This is a genomic window from Fischerella sp., assembly GCF_013388695.1.
Taxonomy (GTDB): Bacteria; Cyanobacteriota; Cyanobacteriia; order Cyanobacteriales; family Nostocaceae; genus PCC9605.
The window spans coordinates 15,798-34,105 of sequence record NZ_JACAEU010000117.1 but is presented as its reverse complement, the minus strand read 5'-3'; the positions used below and the strand labels follow the sequence as shown (position 1 = coordinate 34,105).

Annotated in this window: 15 protein-coding genes; 7 read left to right on the top strand and 8 right to left on the bottom strand. The window is 42.5% G+C overall.

The features are described 5' to 3' along the window. The 4 genes from HXY43_RS16085 to uvrA form a co-directional block, all read left to right on the top strand. Window positions 1-550, top strand: a 550-nt coding sequence (locus HXY43_RS16085; protein WP_290884562.1) for a hypothetical protein, incomplete at its 5' end; no start/stop codon positions are given. Then, entirely contained in the window at window positions 531-728 is a 198-nt protein-coding gene (locus tag HXY43_RS16080; RefSeq protein ID WP_290884559.1) for a DNA-binding protein, read from the top strand. The genes HXY43_RS16085 and HXY43_RS16080, both read left to right, overlap by 20 nt. Beyond that, entirely contained in the window at window positions 725-1,135 is a 411-nt protein-coding gene (locus HXY43_RS16075) for a type II toxin-antitoxin system death-on-curing family toxin (protein WP_290884556.1), read from the top strand. The genes HXY43_RS16080 and HXY43_RS16075 overlap by 4 nt, the downstream gene beginning before the upstream one ends. A gap of 249 nt (window positions 1,136-1,384) precedes the next feature. Beyond that, entirely contained in the window at window positions 1,385-4,297 is a 2,913-nt protein-coding gene (gene uvrA / locus HXY43_RS16070; protein WP_290884553.1) for an excinuclease ABC subunit UvrA, read from the top strand. A gap of 318 nt (window positions 4,298-4,615) precedes the next feature. Here the strand turns inward: uvrA and HXY43_RS16065 are convergent, their stop codons facing one another. The 6 genes from HXY43_RS16065 to HXY43_RS16040 all read right to left on the bottom strand — a co-directional run bounded on the left by HXY43_RS16065 (window position 4,616) and on the right by HXY43_RS16040 (window position 10,464). Next, window positions 4,616-4,897 (bottom strand): type II toxin-antitoxin system RelE/ParE family toxin, encoded by a 282-nt coding sequence (locus HXY43_RS16065; protein ID WP_290884549.1) that lies wholly within the window; start codon window positions 4,895-4,897, stop codon window positions 4,616-4,618. Next, a complete protein-coding gene (locus HXY43_RS16060; protein WP_290884546.1) occupies window positions 4,884-5,153 on the bottom strand; it encodes a prevent-host-death protein in 270 nt (89 codons plus the stop codon). The genes HXY43_RS16065 and HXY43_RS16060 overlap by 14 nt, the downstream gene beginning before the upstream one ends. 153 nt (window positions 5,154-5,306) lie before the next feature. After that, window positions 5,307-7,040, bottom strand: coding sequence for an ATP-binding protein (locus HXY43_RS16055; RefSeq protein WP_290884543.1), 1,734 nt, complete (start codon window positions 7,038-7,040; stop codon window positions 5,307-5,309). 464 nt (window positions 7,041-7,504) lie between these two features. Continuing rightward, complete coding sequence (locus tag HXY43_RS16050; RefSeq protein ID WP_290884540.1) at window positions 7,505-7,882, bottom strand: YkvA family protein; 378 nt, start codon at window positions 7,880-7,882, stop codon at window positions 7,505-7,507. Between the two features lie 45 nt (window positions 7,883-7,927). Then, window positions 7,928-9,190 carry a methionine adenosyltransferase gene (metK, locus tag HXY43_RS16045; protein WP_290884537.1) on the bottom strand — a complete coding sequence of 421 codons (1,263 nt, stop codon included), beginning with the start codon at window positions 9,188-9,190 and terminating at the stop codon, window positions 7,928-7,930. A 269-nt stretch (window positions 9,191-9,459) separates the two neighbouring features. Continuing rightward, the gene (locus HXY43_RS16040) at window positions 9,460-10,464 is read right to left on the bottom strand and encodes a phosphoribulokinase (RefSeq protein WP_026733812.1); all 1,005 of its coding nucleotides are present in this window, start codon (window positions 10,462-10,464) and stop codon (window positions 9,460-9,462) included. A 1,268-nt stretch (window positions 10,465-11,732) separates the two neighbouring features. On the opposite strand from HXY43_RS16040, the gene petH reads away from it, so the two are divergent. The 3 genes from petH to HXY43_RS16025 all read left to right on the top strand — a co-directional run bounded on the left by petH (window position 11,733) and on the right by HXY43_RS16025 (window position 15,721). Further along, on the top strand, window positions 11,733-13,052 hold the full coding sequence (gene petH / locus HXY43_RS16035) for a ferredoxin--NADP reductase (protein ID WP_290884571.1): 1,320 nt from the start codon (window positions 11,733-11,735) through the stop codon (window positions 13,050-13,052). A gap of 145 nt (window positions 13,053-13,197) precedes the next feature. Next, window positions 13,198-14,517 carry a homoserine dehydrogenase gene (locus HXY43_RS16030; protein WP_290884568.1) on the top strand — a complete coding sequence of 440 codons (1,320 nt, stop codon included), beginning with the start codon at window positions 13,198-13,200 and terminating at the stop codon, window positions 14,515-14,517. Between the two features lie 229 nt (window positions 14,518-14,746). Then, on the top strand, window positions 14,747-15,721 hold the full coding sequence (locus tag HXY43_RS16025) for an S-layer homology domain-containing protein (RefSeq protein ID WP_290884534.1): 975 nt from the start codon (window positions 14,747-14,749) through the stop codon (window positions 15,719-15,721). A gap of 128 nt (window positions 15,722-15,849) precedes the next feature. Here the strand turns inward: HXY43_RS16025 and HXY43_RS16020 are convergent, their stop codons facing one another. Beyond that, window positions 15,850-16,290, bottom strand: a complete 441-nt coding sequence (locus HXY43_RS16020; protein ID WP_290884532.1) for a CAAD domain-containing protein — start codon at window positions 16,288-16,290, stop codon at window positions 15,850-15,852. A 1,030-nt stretch (window positions 16,291-17,320) separates the two neighbouring features. Continuing rightward, window positions 17,321-17,800, bottom strand: a complete 480-nt coding sequence (locus HXY43_RS16015; RefSeq protein WP_290884529.1) for a pentapeptide repeat-containing protein — start codon at window positions 17,798-17,800, stop codon at window positions 17,321-17,323. Window positions 17,801-18,308 lie beyond the last annotated feature (508 nt).

The following is an 18,308-nucleotide window of genomic DNA, read 5'->3' as shown; positions in this document are numbered from 1 at the left end:
TACTTGTAGGCTTTTAACACTGTGCTTACCAAACTATATCTACTATGGTAAACTAAAGGCATACAAAAGTAAAGTCGCCCTAGAAGGGCGAGGTTTTAAACCCATTTTTCTGATAACTGCTTACAGTCACGATTCTGTGCATCATGCTAAACAAACTTTGTCTTATTTAACAGAAGCATACGCGCCAATTTTAAAGAATAGGCTAACTCCAGAAGAAGTTTTTGTTGTAGGTGTCTTTACTCAAGTTCATGATGTAGGTATGAAGCCTCATGGGGGCTATACTCCTGCACAAATTTATTCACACCATACTGACAAGGCATCTGAATTCGTTGATAAATATTTGAGTAACATTCCCTTTAAAAAAGAGATTCAAGCTCTGTGTCTTGTCCATAATAAATCATTAGCACAAGCAAGAACACATTTTGATGGATTAGAAAATGAAGAAATGAGATTCAGTTGGTCTGTTCAGCAGGCTTTTCAGTCAGTTGCGAGTGGTAAACTTTACTCAGAAATACTAGGGGAGCGACACTATGACTTCTGTCACGATTGATCTTTCAGATAGCCAATTTCAAAAGCTACAAGACTTAGCAAGCGTGCATGGAATTGCGATCGAAGTTCTCTTGAAGGCAAGCCTGGAAGATTGGCTCAATTCTCAAAAGAGTGAGTTTGTTAATGCAGCCAATTACGTGCTAACGAAGAATGCTGAACTGTATCGACGCTTAGCATGATACGCTTTTTGACGTTAATTGAGGTTTTAGAACTGCATCGTAGGGTCATTGAGCAATCTGGTGGAGCGTTAGGTATCCGAGATGTGGGTTCATTGGAGTCAGCGATCGCTCAACCTCGAATGACCTTTGATGGCAAAGAACTGTACCCAGGTTTGCTTGAGAAAGCAGCAGCGTTGGGGTTTTCTATCATCATGAACCATCCGTTTGTGGATGGCAACAAGCGTACAGGTCATGCAGCAGTAGAAACTTTTCTGATTCTAAATGGGATGCAAATTAGTGCTTCCGTAGATGAACAGGAGTATATTGTGTTGGCAATAGCTTCCGGTGAGTTAGGGCGTGAGGCATTTGTAGAGTGGTTACAGCAGCACACAGCACCAGCTAACAACCCCAATGCAGCAGACGTTTGAACACCGTTGATAGTCAGACTCTCTCAAGTAGAAATTAGAACATTACTCCACCTGTAATCTCAGCAGGACTTGCAAAAATTATGCTTTTAAATTAGCAGATCGTGAACTATGTCTGCGGCATGAATTCTGGCGATCGCCCTCTCAACAGGTGTAAAATTACCACTTCCAACAGTACTATTGTTCTACTACGACAACGATAGTATTATTAAGGACTGTTTAGCGCTGCCACATATTCATTAGCTTGCCGATATGTCAGAACAAAAGCTAGCTGCGTCCTTGAATGGACATCTTCCCCAAATTAACCCCAACAACCAAAATACAATCCGGATTCGGGGAGCAAGGCAGCATAACCTAAAAAATATTGATTTGGACTTGCCACGCGATCGCCTCATCGTCTTTACTGGCGTTTCTGGTTCTGGCAAGTCTTCTTTGGCGTTTGACACCATCTTTGCCGAAGGACAGCGCCGCTACGTGGAATCCCTCAGCGCCTACGCCCGGCAATTTTTAGGTCAGATAGACAAACCGGATGTCGAGTCAATTGAAGGGTTAAGTCCAGCAATTTCCATTGACCAAAAGTCTACCTCCCATAACCCCCGTTCGACAGTGGGAACGGTGACAGAGATTTACGACTATCTGCGCTTGTTATTTGGACGGGCGGGAGAACCCCATTGTCCAATCTGCGATCGCTGTATTGCCCCTCAAACCATCGATGAAATGGTAGACAGGATTATGGAATTGGGCGATCGCACTCGCTTCCAAATCCTCGCACCCGTCGTGCGCGGTAAAAAAGGCACTCATAAAAAGCTGTTATCCAGTCTCGCTTCCCAAGGTTTTGTGCGTGTCCGCATCGATGGCGAGGTGCGAGAACTATCTGATGCAATTGAATTAGATAAAAATTTTACTCATACTATTGAAGTGGTCATAGACCGTCTGGTGAAAAAAGACGGCATTCAAGAGCGTTTAGTCGATTCACTGTCCACTTGTTTAAAACTATCTGAAGGAATAGCAGTAATTTTATTTACTCCCCCCTCCGATTCCACCCAATCAACAACCAACAACCAACAACCAACAACCAACCAACAAGAATTAGTCTTTTCAGAAAATTTTGCTTGTCCGGAACACGGCGCAGTCATGGAGGAATTATCGCCGCGATTGTTCTCGTTTAACTCCCCTTATGGTGCTTGTCCTCATTGTCATGGCATCGGCAGTTTAAGAACATTCTCGCCGGAGTTGGTAGTACCCGATCCAGAAGCACCTGTTTATGCAGCGATCGCACCTTGGTCAGAAAAGGAAAATTCTTATTATTTAGAATTGCTATACGGTGTAGGGCAAGCTTACGGGTTTGAATTGCAGACGCAGTGGAATAAGTTGACACAAGAACAGCGGCAGATAATTTTACATGGAGAAGAACACACAGCAGAAGCCCAGAAGAAGATTTTTCGAGGAGTAATTCCCATATTGCAAAGACAATATGAGGGGGCTTCGGAATTAATCAAGCAAAAATTGGAACAGTATTTAATAGATCAAGCTTGTCCTGTGTGTAAGGGGAAGCGGTTGAAACCGGAAGCGTTAGCGGTGCGGTTGGGACAGTATAGAATTTTAGATTTGACAGGGGAGTCAATTCGGGAAAGTCGGGAGAGGATTGATAAGTTAAAGTTGAGCGATCGTCAAATGCAAATTGCCGATTTAGTATTAAGAGAAATCAAGGCAAGATTGCAATTTCTCCTAGATGTCGGGTTAGATTATTTAAGTCTTGACCGTCCGGCGATGACACTTTCTGGTGGAGAAGCACAGCGAATTCGTTTGGCAACACAAATCGGTTCTGGGTTGACCGGAGTATTGTACGTTTTAGATGAGCCGAGTATTGGATTGCATCAACGAGATAATGGGCGGTTGCTGCGAACTTTAACTAAATTGCGCGATTTGGGCAATACATTAATTGTGGTAGAGCATGATGAAGAAACGATTCGTGCTGCTGATTATATAGTTGATATTGGCCCGGGTGCAGGAATTCACGGCGGAAATATTATCGCCCAAGGTAATTTGCAGGCGTTGCTAGAAGCAGAAAATTCACTGACAGGCGCGTATTTGTCAGGAAGGCAAGTAATTCAAACTCCTGCCACCAGAAGAGAAGGAAATGGGCTGAGTTTGACGATCAAAAACGCCCATCGCAACAACTTAAAAAATATAGATGTGGAAATTCCACTGGGTAAACTTGTTGCTGTTACAGGTGTTTCTGGTTCTGGAAAATCGACCTTAATTAACGAATTACTCTACCCAGCACTGCAACATCATCTTACTCGTAAAGTTCCTTTTCCTAAAGAAATCGATGCAATTAAAGGACTAAATGTAATTGATAAAGCCATAGTCATTGATCAATCTCCCATTGGTAGAACACCACGTTCAAATCCAGCAACTTATACAGGTGTCTTTGATGTAATTCGCGAAGTTTTTTCTCAAACAGTAGAAGCTAAAGCAAGAGGTTATAAACCTGGACAATTTTCTTTCAACGTCAAAGGTGGACGTTGCGAAGCTTGCAGCGGACAAGGTGTGAATGTTATTGAAATGAATTTTCTGCCAGATGTTTACGTGCAATGTGAGGTGTGTAAAGGTGCAAGATATAACCGCGAAACATTGCAAGTAAAGTACAAAGACAAGTCTATTGCTGATGTTTTGAATATGACTGTTGAAGAAGCTTTAGAGTTTTTCAAAAATATTCCTAAAGCTTTCACCCGCCTGCAAACTTTGGTAGATGTGGGGTTGGGTTACATTCAACTTGGACAACCAGCCACTACCTTATCTGGTGGAGAAGCGCAGCGGGTGAAATTAGCCACAGAATTATCACGCCGTGCGACAGGAAAAACACTTTATTTAATCGATGAACCAACAACAGGATTATCGTTTTACGATGTCCACAAATTGTTAGATGTGTTGCAAAGATTGGTAGATAAAGGTAATTCAATTTTAGTGATTGAACACAATTTAGATGTAATTCGTTGTGCTGACTGGGTAATAGATTTAGGGCCAGAAGGTGGCGATAAAGGCGGAGAAGTGATTGCCAAAGGTACACCAGAAGAAGTAGCAAAGAATCCTAAGTCGTATACTGGGCAGTATTTAAAGCATGTGTTGCAGCAATATCCGCCATTCGCTCTGACGAATTAAACAAGTAGTGGCGTGACCGGACTAATTTAGTGCATAAATATAAATCTTGTGGTGTGGACATCTTGTCCGCACCGGACGGGCTAGAAGCCCATCCCACAAGAAAGCTATAATGCAACATTTTAGCCTTGCCGCGCCAGTAGGGTGCGTTACGTTTCACTAACGCACCCTAAATCCAATCAGTTGATGACTTGTTTAGAAACCTTTAATTATGCGATCGCTACAAGTATAAATAGCATTAGCAGATACGTGAGATAAACACAAAGAAAGCCAACTATCTCACAATTTTTTGCTTTCGTTATAATTTGACTAAACTTAAAACTACCCTAGCAAGCGAGTTAATTTTTTGTAAATATCATCATCATTGCGCTTGCCGACTAAAATTACTTCTACTAAATCATCTTCTGGAATGAAGCGGTAAACAATTCGGTATTCACCACTATCAACCCGATAATAACTAGGATAGCCTGATAATTGCTTGCTATCAGATGGTAAGGGATCAACATTCAGTGACAATACCTTTTTAGCAATTTGAGCAGCAATTTTTGGTTGCAAACCATTGAGAAAATCAAGAACTGTTTCTAGACCATCAAGCTTCGCCATTTGCCAAACGTTGAAGGGCGGATGTGAATTCTTCGACTCCTACCATGTTATAGTTTTTTCTCGCCTTTTCCGCAGTTTGGCCTAAAAGCATATCTTCTAATTCTTCAATGCGATTCATTAATTGCTGATAAGTATCAGCCGACATAAGTACATGACTGGGTTGTGATTCCTGAGTCAATAAAACTGGCTCAATTGAAGCTTTTTCAAAAACCTCGTCATGTTTATCAATAGCTTGTTTCAAGGTATAATTTTGCATAATTAGCGTCAATTTATCATAAATTTTTTAACAGATATACTTGTACTGTAACTTATCTCCACTCCACCGTGAAAACCTTAGCCAAGTGGACGATACAAGGCTAGTATTGGATGATTGCTATTATGCGATCGCGCTTGTGAATTTATTAACAACTTACTCTCTGGCAACAAGCGGTAGTCGTACAGTGAAAATAGACCCAACTCCCTGCTCGCTTTTAACAAAAATCTCACCACCCATCATATGGCAAAAATGGCGGCTGATTGCCAAACCCAACCCAGTACCGCCATACTTTTTCGTAGTTGAAGCATCCCCTTGCGTAAAGGGTTGAAACAATTGCTGCTGTTGCTTTGTAGACATACCAATGCCCGAATCGGTCACAGTGAAAATGATGATTTCACTGGGTTCTTCTCCTGGGGAATAAAATTTTTCTCTCTTCACATTCAGCGTCACCCTACCGTTAGTTGTAAACTTAGCAGCGTTACTGAGCAAGTTGTAAAGCACCTGCCTCAGCTTAGTCTGATCGGTATGCATTATGCCTAATTCTTGCTCGTAATCAACTTCTAAGACATTGCCATTTTTCTCGATTAACGGTTTGACTGTCAGGACGACATTATTAATCAACATGACGAGGTCAAATGTCTCTGGGTAAAAAGTCATTTTCCCCGCTTCGATTTTCGACAAGTCAAGGATGTCGTTAATCAATGTCAAAAGATGTCTACCAGCAGAATTGATAGAATCGAGATCGCCGATGACATCTTCTGCTAAACCCATATCAGCAGCATCATCTTGCAGCAGTTGGCTCAAACCGATAATGGCATTCAACGGTGTGCGTAATTCGTGGCTAATATTCGCCAAAAACTGACTTTTTGCCTTGTTAGCTGCTTCTGCTAATTCTTTAGCTTGTTCGAGTTCTTTGGTATGCTTAGATACTTGCTCAATCAGGCGGTTGAGAGATTTGGCTAGTAACCCAATTTCATCTTCGGTGGTAATAGGCGCTCGTAAATCAAAATTAGATTTTCGCGCCACCTGTTCAGCAACTTGAGTAACGGTAATGACTGGATCGGCGATCGCCCGAGAAGTACGCCAAGCAATAATGGCAGCAATCCCCACCGATAAGAGCATACTAGCTATGACTATCGATCTTTCAATTCCTTTTGACCGGTCTACATCGTTTTTAAGTGCCTGCTCTTGCTGTTCGGCCACTTGCAGGTTATTGCTCAATGTTTGATACGATTGATCTAATCGCGCCGCTGTTTCACCACGTAGAACAGCCAACAATTCCTCCTGGACTGCGGATGCTTGCTGTGGCTGTAGTGGCTGATTATCTACTGGTTGTAAGATTGACTCTATTTGCCGAACGTAGGAGTCTAAATTAGTTGCGTAATCCCGCAATAAAGCTTGTAGAGAAGCTTCGCTTGCTGCCAATGCAAACCGCTTTGGCTTGCTTTCTAGAAAATCCATAATTTGATTTTCTATTTTCTTTGTTTTCTCAATATTTTCGAGAAATTTTGCTCTTCTATTCGCAAGCCTTTCTGGATATTCTACTACGGCAGGCAAATTGGCGCTCTGCAATTGTGCGCCGACAATGGCATCTTTGTAATTAGCCAGCATTTGTGTTTGGAATTGGGCATGATTTAATTGCCTGATTTCTCGTCCGCGATAATAGTTAGCAACTACCAACCCAGCCAGTGAGCCGAAAAAGCCAATTCCAATTGCTAAAAAGTAGCCATAACCAATCTTTTGATGAATGCGCCAAGAACTGGCTTTAAGTTTCCCTCGCGAGGGAAATTCTATGGTCGGGAGTTCGTCGTCGTTAGAGGGATCGTTGGCTGACACTTTTTTGTTTTCTGAACTGCTGTCAACAGCGGTTGGCTTTTGAGTTTGCATCCCTCAAATCTCCTTGCCCTCCCGCCAAAGTTACCATCTGAGTGTAGGCAGGAAAACCACTTCTACTGATGATTTTCACCAACATTATCTTCTTTTATAACAAGAGTAAATCTCCGCTCACTAATATAGTTTGCATAACCCTAATGATATTTAAGCAGTTTTTATATATGTAAACTTTTGACAAACTAAAGCAACACAACAGCAAAAACAATTAGTCTGCTATGACTATTAGTGTTCAAGCACAGAGATTATATCCTACTTTAACTTATCGGAAGGCGCACCCAACAGATTTATGAAACGTAACCTCGCAGACTTTTTGAAGGATTCACGACGGCCGACTTTTTGAGCAAGACTAGCTTTCCTCTCATTGCTGTCAGCTATTTTAGGGCGTAGATAATGTCCTTACTTTGAAAGATAAACTAGAATTTATCACTTTTTAGTGTAATTCTAAAAAAACTTTAACCTTAGGAAATCTTACCTATCCAAATAACGGCAAAAACCCCCACAAGCAGCCAGATTGTTACAACTACCACTGCTGCTATGCGACTACCAGGGGTGACTTGATTGATAGTTTTTTCTGCTTTTTCCCGACATTCTGCCATTACTGCCGGTGGAATCATTCGCAGTACCAAAATGATGCCCAAAGGCACTAATACTAAATCATCTAAATAACCGAGGACAGGAATAAAGTCTGGTATTAAGTCAATAGGACTGAGAGCATAGGTAACGACGATCGCAGCTAATACCTTTGCATACCAAGGAACTCTGGAATCTTTACAGGCAAGGGCAATAGCATAAGTTTCTTTCTTAAGTTTTTTAACTTGTTGTTTCCAGCGGTACATATAATGTAGAGACGCGCCATGGCGCGTCTCTCTAAGTTTAGATGATTAGGCGATCGCAGCTGTTGAAAGTTGTTTGCTGACTGCTTGCTTCAGCAATTCAGCCTTATCGGTACGCTCCCAGGGCAGTTCTAAATCTGTCCGTCCAAAGTGACCGTAAGCCGCGACGTCCTGATAAAAACGTCCGCCTCTTTCACTTGGCAGTTTACGTAAATTAAAGGCGTGAATAATTCCCGCCGGACGCAGTTCAAAATGTTCTTTGATTAAATCCAGCAAGGTTTCGTCATCAACTTTGCCAGTGCCAAAAGTATCGACGAAAATGCTTACCGGTCGCGCTACACCAATGGCGTAACTTAACTGAACTTCGCATTTTTCTGCCAACCCTGCGGCAACAATATTTTTTGCTGCATAGCGACAAGCATAGGCAGCGCTGCGGTCTACTTTGGTGGGGTCTTTACCAGAAAAGGCTCCACCACCATGTCGGGAATAACCACCGTAGGTATCGACAATGATTTTACGTCCAGTTAGACCAGAGTCTCCCTGCGGGCCACCAATGACGAATTTGCCAGTGGGGTTGACCAAAAACCGGGTATTTTCATCCGGCTTGACGTCTAGATCTCCAAACACGGGTTCAACTACCGCTGACCAGAGGTCTTTTTTAATCTTGGCTTGTACTTCTGCTTCGTCGGTAATATCACCAATGGTCGGTGTATGCTGCGTCGAAACTAGGATGGTATCAATACCAATCGGGCGTCCGTCTTCATAAAGAACGGTTACTTGAGTTTTGCCATCGGGGCGCAGGTATGACAATTGACCAGTCTTGCGGACTGCTGCTAGTCGGCGAGCAATGCGATGGGCAAGGCTGATGGGCAAGGGCATCAGTTCTGGCGTTTCGTTACAAGCGAAGCCAAACATGATACCTTGGTCGCCAGCACCAATCTTGTCAAATGTTTGCTCACTATCCTGACGGGCTTCGTGGGCAGTATTCACACCTTGAGCAATATCAGGTGATTGTTCGTCCAAAGCTACTAGTACTGAGCAACTGTTAGAGCAGAAGCCATTTACAGCATCAGTGTAGCCAATTTCAGCAATTTTCTTGCGGGCAATATTGACGTAATTGACGCTGGCTTTGCTGGTAATTTCACCAGTGATTAGCACTAAGCCAGTGTTAACAACAACCTCAGCCGCGACACGGCTACTCTGGTCTTGTGTGAGCAGGGCATCTAGAATGGCATCTGAGATTTGATCGCAGATTTTATCTGGATGGCCTTCGGTCACTGACTCGGAGGTAAATAAATAACGTTTAGACAAATTCAACTCCTCCTTTAAATGTGAGCAGGCTGACTAAATGTTGCCATTTAGTCTAGCTACTTCAATCTGAAATCATAACAATATTTTCACAATCAGCAGTTAATAAACATACTTACTTCATCAAAATCGTTTATTATTAATGATTTTCTTTAAAAAATAAATACAACTGGTACTTATTGTTGTGCTAGTATCATCTCTGTCTAAATTAATCCATAAAAAAAGAGGGACACAACAGTGCCCCCTGGACATTTGACACAAACACTGTTGCTCTAAACTTGAATCGCCATTTTTGCTTCCTTTGCGGTTAAGCGCTCGTAGGTAGCACGCATTTTTAATCCTGTCAACACTTGGAACAAACCAGTACCATTATTGGAACCAGGATACTCGCGGTGCTGGAGTAGCAAATGAGTCATTTCACCTTGGTACTTGGTAGATGTGTTGCTCAAGTGAGTTTCGATGTAAATTACTTCGTCCAGGTTGTCAAATTGACCATCTACCTCTAGAACAGAAACGTAGCGACCGTAATACACATCCGAACCGTAATACAGTTGCATACCGGGATAGGAGCAGGTTAGCTTACGTCCGCAGGGAGTCCAGTGGATTGTAGAGCCTTCATCAAACAGATAAACCGGCGCGAAGCCTTCTTTTCCTTCCCGCTGTAGCATCCGTACCCGCAGGACTTTACGCTCTTTGTCTTCTTTAATTAAGTTGGTAGGTAATACTTGGAGAACTACATCGGCAAATTCTCTTTGTGGTTCAATGTACTTTTGAAAATCAGGTTTGCGGGAGTTGATTTGAGCTAAGACATCTTCGTAGCGGTGGCCGCGTTCTGCCATATCTCGCTGGATTTTCCAGGCAATTTTTACTTCATCGCTAATATCAAAATAGACGCTGAAGTCAATTAGCGATCGCACACGCTCATCATATAGAGGATGTAACCCCTCAATCACGACAATGTGATTCGGTTCTACTAGCTCTGGAGGATCAATTGTGCCGGTTTCGTGGTTATAAATCGGCTTCATTATTGATTGACCTTCTTTGAGCGCTTTGATCTGCTCATACATCAGGTCAAAATTGTTGGCTCTGGGGTCGAGTGCAGTTATTCCTGTTTCTTTGCGCTGCTTTCTATCCAGTGAATGATAGTCATCCAAACAGATGACTGTCATTAATTCTTCACCAAATAAATCTGTAAGACGACGCAAAAACGTAGATTTACCGCACCCAGAGTCTCCGGCTACTCCAATCAATACCACGCGATCCGGTTTATTTGTCATAAATCTCCTCTATGTTGCTAAAGATGAGTCAATCAATAATTTTTCACACCTGCAGACTTGAGCCAGGAGTTTACCCCTTTAGTTTGTCTTGCGTTCTTGATACTCGGCAGCACCAATAGACATCTGACGGGTAGACAAAACAGTAGTGATTGTTACCCGTCTTACTGAACCTAAATTGCTGCTGATAAGTATTTAATCCTAGTAATATATTGGATTCTAACAGAAGGGGCCACTCTATACAAGGCTTGCTGTCAGCAAGAAAATTGTGTTTTTAGAATCATGGTTGTAAACGATCGCAAACTACAAAATACCCTTCCTAACCAGCAAATAGTGGCATTTAGCAATCTAACTTAATTTGTGAGGTCTTCGTCTGGATCGTTGTTAGTTGGTAGTTGTCTGGAACAACAAACAACAATCAACCAACAACCATCAACAACTTTTTCTAAAAGCCTCACTACTTTTCAATAGATGCTATGGAATGGAGGGTTGCAGCTAATGACTCTATTAATTCAAGTTTATAAGGTATAATTTGATTTTTAAAGTCTTTTTTTGCTTTTTCCAAATTTTTATTTAGCCAGCTAGCAAAGCTCGCATAGCCTTCAAAAAAACATGATTTTATCTATCTCAAGAAGGAAATAGTTAGCTCGGTAGCAAAATTGTTTCCACAAAGGTTTGTTTACGAGCGTAAATATGCTTTTGAGCGTGCTAGCAATCTAAATATAGAGGTTGACAGATTTTTCACATCAAGTGAAACTTAATTATAGTTGCTTATATCACTTCTTTAGCAGAATGTTTTTAGCTAAAATTACCCTTGTTGTGTGAACAGCGACGATCGGGGAAACAGTTTAGCTTAGGGTGTTCTATTTGAAGCTTCTGAGCGATCGCTAGAAGTAAGGAAAGAAGTAAAGCAAACTGGAAGCGTGTCTTCCATTTTTGGCATTTTGGAGTCACAACCCGAAGGGCAGGGTGTACCTGGGGAGCTATAAGCTATTTCTGTTGTGAGTATGCCATACCACAAAGAAAAAATTAAATTGACTCATCATTAACATTCTCCGAGGAAATTATCCTCTACCTTAGAAGTTGAACAGGTGTGACTTTTGCCATGCCTTGGTGTCTTTGGTGAGTGTACGTTAAGTAAGGCATTGGCTTGTAATGCCGCTTTCCCAAGTGTCAGTTTTTTATAACCGAAATTCGGTAAACTAAAGCTGACCTGTGGTAGAAAGAGTTTTTTAAGAAACGGTTAAGTAAATATCGGAGTGGTAGAACGAATGTACTATCAAGGTGCTGTTGAAGGAGCTGCCAACACAGAATCAGGTAGCCGCGTATTTGTGTACGAAGTGGTAGGTCTGCGTCAGAGCAAAGAAACCGATCAAACGAACTACCAAATTCGTAATAGCGGCAGTGTGTTCATCAGAGTGCCTTACAACCGCATGAACCAAGAAATGCGACGGATCACTCGCCTGGGCGGCAGAATTGTTAGCATCCAACCGATAAGTGTTTTACAGCAAATTAACGGTAAAGCCTCATCTGAAGTTGCTAGCGAAGCGATGAGCAAAGCCACATCTGCTAAATCTGCTCACGAAGGAAATGGTAATGCCACACCTGTAAAAGCTGAATCACCAAAGCAGCAACAGCCCAAGAATAAGGATACGAAAGGCAACACCATGACTCAAGCGAAAGCCAAAAAAGACGCCCACGCTGACGTTCCAGTAAACATTTACCGTCCCAATGCTCCTTTCATTGGTAAATGTATATCTAATGATGCGTTAGTAGGAGAAGGCGGAATTGGTATTGTTCAGCACATCAAATTTGACCTTGAAGGCGGAAACTTGCGCTATGTAGAGGGCCAAAGTATCGGTATTATCCCACCAGGGGTAGACAAGAACGGCAAACCAGAAAAACTGAGACTGTACTCAATCGCCTCGACTCGGCACGGCGATGATGTGGATGACAAAACTGTATCGCTGTGCGTCCGTCAGTTGGAGTACAAGCACCCGGAAACTGGCGAAACAGTCTATGGTGTCTGCTCTACTTATCTATGTAACCTTAAGCCTGGAGATGAAGTTAAAATCACAGGGCCTGTGGGTAAGGAAATGTTATTACCCCCAGACGAGGATGCCAAGGTCATAATGATGGCAACAGGAACGGGTATTGCGCCCATGCGCGCTTACCTGTGGCGCATGTTCAAAGATAACGAAAGAGCAGCTAATCCAGAATACCAGTTCAAAGGCTTCGCTTGGCTGATATTTGGTATCCCCACCACTCCAAACATCCTGTACAAGGAAGAACTGGAAGAACTACAAGCGAAGTATCCCGATAACTTCCGCCTGACTTACGCTATTAGCCGCGAACAGAAAAACCCCCAAGGTGGCAGAATGTACATTCAAGACCGTGTTGCCGAACACGCAGATGAACTGTGGAAGTTGATTAAGGATGAGAAAACCCACACCTACATTTGCGGTTTGCGCGGTATGGAAGATGGCATCGATGCAGCGCTAACAGCAGCAGCAGCCAAAGAAGGTGTCACTTGGAGTGAATATCAAAAAGAACTGAAGAAAGCTGGGCGCTGGCACGTGGAAACATACTAATTTGGTTATTGGTTGTTGGTTGGTTGTTGGTTGGTAATTAGAACAAACAACAAACAACTAGCAACAAATAACAAATGACACTAGTAGGGTGGGTATTGCCCACCCTACAATTGTTTTGTTGTTGGTGAAATTGGGTACAAAATTCGTGGGTGTAAAGCTGGGAATACTAGGACTAGGCACGGTAGGTACGGGTACGGTGCAGTTAATACAAGATCGTGCTGGGCGTCATCCCCTGCTGCAAGATGTAGAAATATATCGGGTGGGGGTGCGATCGCTCGACAAAACCCGTGCGGTGAAACTACCGGAATCAGTATTAACAACAGATTTAGAAGCAATTGTCACTGACCCGCAGGTAGATATCGTAGTCGAAGTCATAGGCGGACTGGAACCAGCGCGATCGCTAATTCTCAAAGCCATAGAACATGGCAAACATGTTGTCACCGCTAATAAAGCGGTAATCTCCCGCTTTGGTGATGAAATCTTTACCGCTGCCAATAAAGCTGGTGTATACGTCATGCTAGAAGCTGCGGTTGGTGGTGGTATTCCAGTCATTCAACCCTTGAAGCAGTCTTTAAGCGTCAACCGCATTCACGCCGTTACAGGTATCGTCAACGGCACGACTAACTATATCCTTACACGCATGCAAACTGAAGGCAGCAGCTTTGACGATGTTTTAGCTGATGCCCAGCGGTTGGGTTACGCTGAAGCCGATCCTACTGCTGATGTCGATGGCTTAGACGCCGCAGATAAAATTTCGATCCTCGCCTCATTAGCCTTTGCTGGACGCATCAAACTGCAAGATGTCTATTGTGAGGGAATTCGGCAAGTCAGCAAAACAGACATTGCCTATGCCGATAAATTGGGGTTTGTCATCAAACTACTAGCAATAGCTAAACAAAATTCTCTCCCCCCCTCTCCCCATCCCCCCATCTCCCCCTCCTCTTCTCCCCTCTCCGTCAGAGTTCATCCTACCCTAGTTCCTAAAGCACACCCTTTAGCCAGCATCAACGGTGTCTATAATGCCATTCTCGTTGAAGGAGAACCCATCCGACAGGTAATGTTTTTCGGCCCGGGTGCTGGTGCTGGCCCAACTGCCAGCGCTGTATCATCTGATATATTACACTTAGTAGCAACTCTGAAATCTAGTACAGCAACACCCAATCCCCTGTTAACTTGCGGCCATCAAGACTACTGCCAAATTGCGCCCATAGAAGAACTCGTAACCAGATTCTACGCCCGCTTCTTAACAAAAGACCAACCAGGAGTAATTGGTAAATTGGGCACTTGTTTTGGTAAGTATGGAGTGAGCTTAGAATCAGTTGTCCAAACAGGCTTTCAAGGGGAACTAGCAGAGATTGTTGTTGTTACCCACGATGTCCGAGAAGGCGATTTTCGGCAAGCTTTAGCAGAAATTCGCACCCTAGAAGCTGTAGACAGCATTCCCAGCTTATTACGAGTGTTGTGAAGGGACTAATTAGTTGTTGAGAGTTGATTGTTGTTTGTTGTACCCTGCACTCCCAGGGCGCAGCGACTTCGGTGTAGGGTAGCCGAGTAAAGCGCATCTATGGAGGAAAAACCAACCATCAACCAACAACCAACAAACAACCACTAACCACTAACCACTAACTACTAAGCAATCCCCTGTTTTAATATCAAAAAGAAAGTCAAATTTTACTACTAGCAGGGTAAATACGATGACAAATACGCCTCCCGATCCCAAGTCATCTCAAACAAATGCCCTCGGCTTTGAAGAATTTATAGGCATTCTGGTTGCCTTTGCCACTATTGGGGTAATTTTGTTTTGGTCGTTTTCCCGCAAAGAGTCTGGCTGGAATTTAGGTGGCTTGCTGTTGCCATCCCCTACTCAATCTCCTGTCCCTACTACTCCTACTGTCGAATCTCGGCAAGCACCGCCTTCGTCTGAGGAAAAACCACCTGTTGTGGAAAAGCCTCTTCCTCGTGTTAGTCCAGGCGAGTTACGACGAGAACAAACACTTTTGCCACCTGACTCTACTAGGGAAACATTGCCATTGGTTATTCCTGAGAAAAAGCCAACTATCCCCCCACCCATCGCATTTACTGATGTACCCAGTGACTTCTGGGCACGTCGTTTTATCGATGTGCTTTCTTCTCGTAATATTATTAAGGGCTATCAAGATTATTCATTTAGACCAAATCAGCCTGTAAGTCGTGCAGAATTTGCAGCCATACTACAACAGGCATTTAGGAATGGGCTTGGCTATACCAACGAAAAAATGTCTTTTCAGGATGTGCCAACCCAGTTCTGGGCAAATTCAGCTATTGATCAAGCTATTAATACTGGGTTCTTAAAAGGCTACCCTAACAAAACCTTCAACCCAAACCAAAAAATTTCGCGAACACAGGTACTAGTTGCCCTTGCGAGTGGTTTAAATCTCAAAGTTCCCGCTTCCCCAAATCAAGTTTTAAGCGTCTACAAAGATGCCCGAGAAATTCCCACCTACGCTACCAATAAAATAGCAGCCGCCACAGAAAGTGGACTTGTGGTCAATTATCCAGATACAACAGTTCTGGCTGCTAATAAACAAGCTACCCGTGCTGAGGTAGCAGCAATGATTTATCAAGCTTTGGTGCGAATGAGAAGGGTAGACGCAATTCAATCTGAATACATTGTCAAAGTACCTGACTAAACCTAAATACACAAGTGGTCAAGAGTAGCTAAAAGTCTGCTTGACCACTTGGAGAGGAGGCGATACCCAGCAGCAATTCATAGCGTACCAGCGGTAAAAATCGCTCTCCGCATTGAATTACTCAGTTTTTAAGCGTCTTTACCGACCACTTGTGATTTGAGAGATGAAATTTCATTGGTTAACTCTTGCCTGGTTGAGGCTTTGAGTAAATAACGGTAAACGAACCAAGCAGAGTAACCAATACCAATCAATTCAAAGGTAGGTGCTACTAAGGGAATATCATTCAAAGCGTCCAGGATTGCCAGGACAACTTTCACAGCGACAATCGCTCCCACAATCAAACCAATGGAAACCAAGGGCTGTTTGTACCTATTAAAAAAGGCTCCCAGGTATTCAGGCAGTGTCGCTAAAAAGCTAGAAGCAATTTCTCCGTATTTCAGCCATTGCTCTTGGTTTTGAGTGGCTGGTTGGAGTTTAGTAATGGTTCCTGTTTGGTTGTTGATCTCTGGCATCGTTGTATCTATAGACTTGGTTTCTACTACTTCCGGTTCTTGCATTTCCGCTCCCATGATTATGACAGTTGAGTTACTCTTATCCGGACAATTACAACCAAAAGGCTGTTGATTAGGCGATGCACTAGCACATCACGACGATAGAGTTTGGGGAAAGAGGCTCTAGTGACCTATCACCATCATTGCCCCTTAACCACTACTTCATCAACTACAAGGTATTAACTCAGTAGGAAGGTAGCGGTTTAAACATGGCAGGATAGACTTGAAGCAGTATTCTAAGTTCGTTAGTTATGGAACTTGAATCCTGATTTGATTGTTATTCCGTGCCCTGTAAGCTGCTCAAAATCGTACTCACATGAGTACAACTCATGCAGAAATTCAGATCACTTCTTCTTTATACAAGTCTAGATGCCGATTTTACATGATATTTAGCCAATCTTAAGCTGCTATTCTCATGGTGGTAGTGGTATTGATATTAATACTTAATAAAACTTTTTATGTATTCGCACGATCTAGATTTAAAAGATTTTTTGTGGTATAATAAACTATCTATTTAACTATATAAGTTTTAGGGATACCCCTGTCAAGGTGTAAGTCTTGGAAATGGATTTTTCTTGGTGTCTTAGTGTCTTGGTGGTGAAAAATAATTTTTGAAACACCCTACTCTGCGAGAAGCCCTACTCTACGAGAAGCCGCGCTGCGCGCGTCTACGGCCAGTCCCCCTACCCTGACGGGAAGCCTCCGGGTTCACCAGTCGCTCATGGGGGAAACCCCCAAGACCGCGCTGACTCACCGCTGCGCGTCTACGTGACGGGAACCGCCTTTGGTGGTGGGCTGGTCTCACCAAGACACTAAGACACAAAGAGTAAAATAGTCCTCTGCTAACATTTGGGTTTGTTTTCTACCCACCTTGACAGAGCTAATTTTAGGGGCAAAGAAAAATACTCCCATTTCTATAGAAATGAGAGAATAATTATAGATTTATTCAGAAACTATTTCAGCAAATTGTTGCTTGTTAGGGTGGGTCTATATGAAATTTTTGCCAATAGACAATTTTTCATCATAGCTACACAATCCACCCAAACTATTAGTTTTGATATGTATCTATTTGTTCGTCCCAATCAGGAATATCTGCACTGTCACCACCAACACCAATTCCTGTATTGTATATCTCGGCATTAGTGATAGTAAGGTTATTCATTGATGCACCATGTACATTAGAATCAAAAATCATGGCGCTAGTAAAGTTAACCCTGTTGAGATTGGCATTTTTAAAATTAACATTTGTCGCAAAAGCTGACGTCAAATTAGCGCCTGCCAAATTTGCACCTGTGAGATCGGCGCCTTCAAGATTTGCTCCTTCCAGGTTCGCTCCTTGGAGATTTGCACCTCTTAAGTCAGCACCAATTAAATGAGCACCACTGAGGTTTGCTCCTGATAGATTGCACCGCACACATTCCCCAGTTGATAACAGCTTTTGTACTTGCTGCGGATTATTCGCACTGACTGCGCCAGTGAAGAACAGGGGAGCTACTAAGGTTAGAGCAGCTATAATTTTGGTTTTCATATTTCCCCCTTTTTAATTAACGAGCTTCCGTTCTTTTCCTCACAATTTCATTATCTCACTAAACTGGTTGAGAAAAATTATTAATTTCACTAACAGTTAGTGATTGCGCTCACATTTTCTGCGATCGCAGAAATACTACTACTTGATTTCGTCGAAGTATTTCCAACCATAGTATATGGTTAACTAATGGGTTCTGACAAATAACTATTGTCAGAGAATGTCTAAATAGTGTTTTCTCACTCTTGACAGAAGAAACAATAATCTATATCTCCTTCCATATCTTCCATAGGCCATAGAAATAGGGCTAGACAAAATTATCAGAGATATTTGTCTGAATAAAACCGAATTTTTGCTTAATTTAAGCAAAGATACTGCTACATCAAAAGATTAAATACCCTGAAAATCTTAAAAATTTAGTCTGAATTAGCTTGTGATTAAGTATTTTTACTGATTTTACTATAACTTGATTAAAGCTACAGAATAAACAAGAACATCAGAATTTTAATTA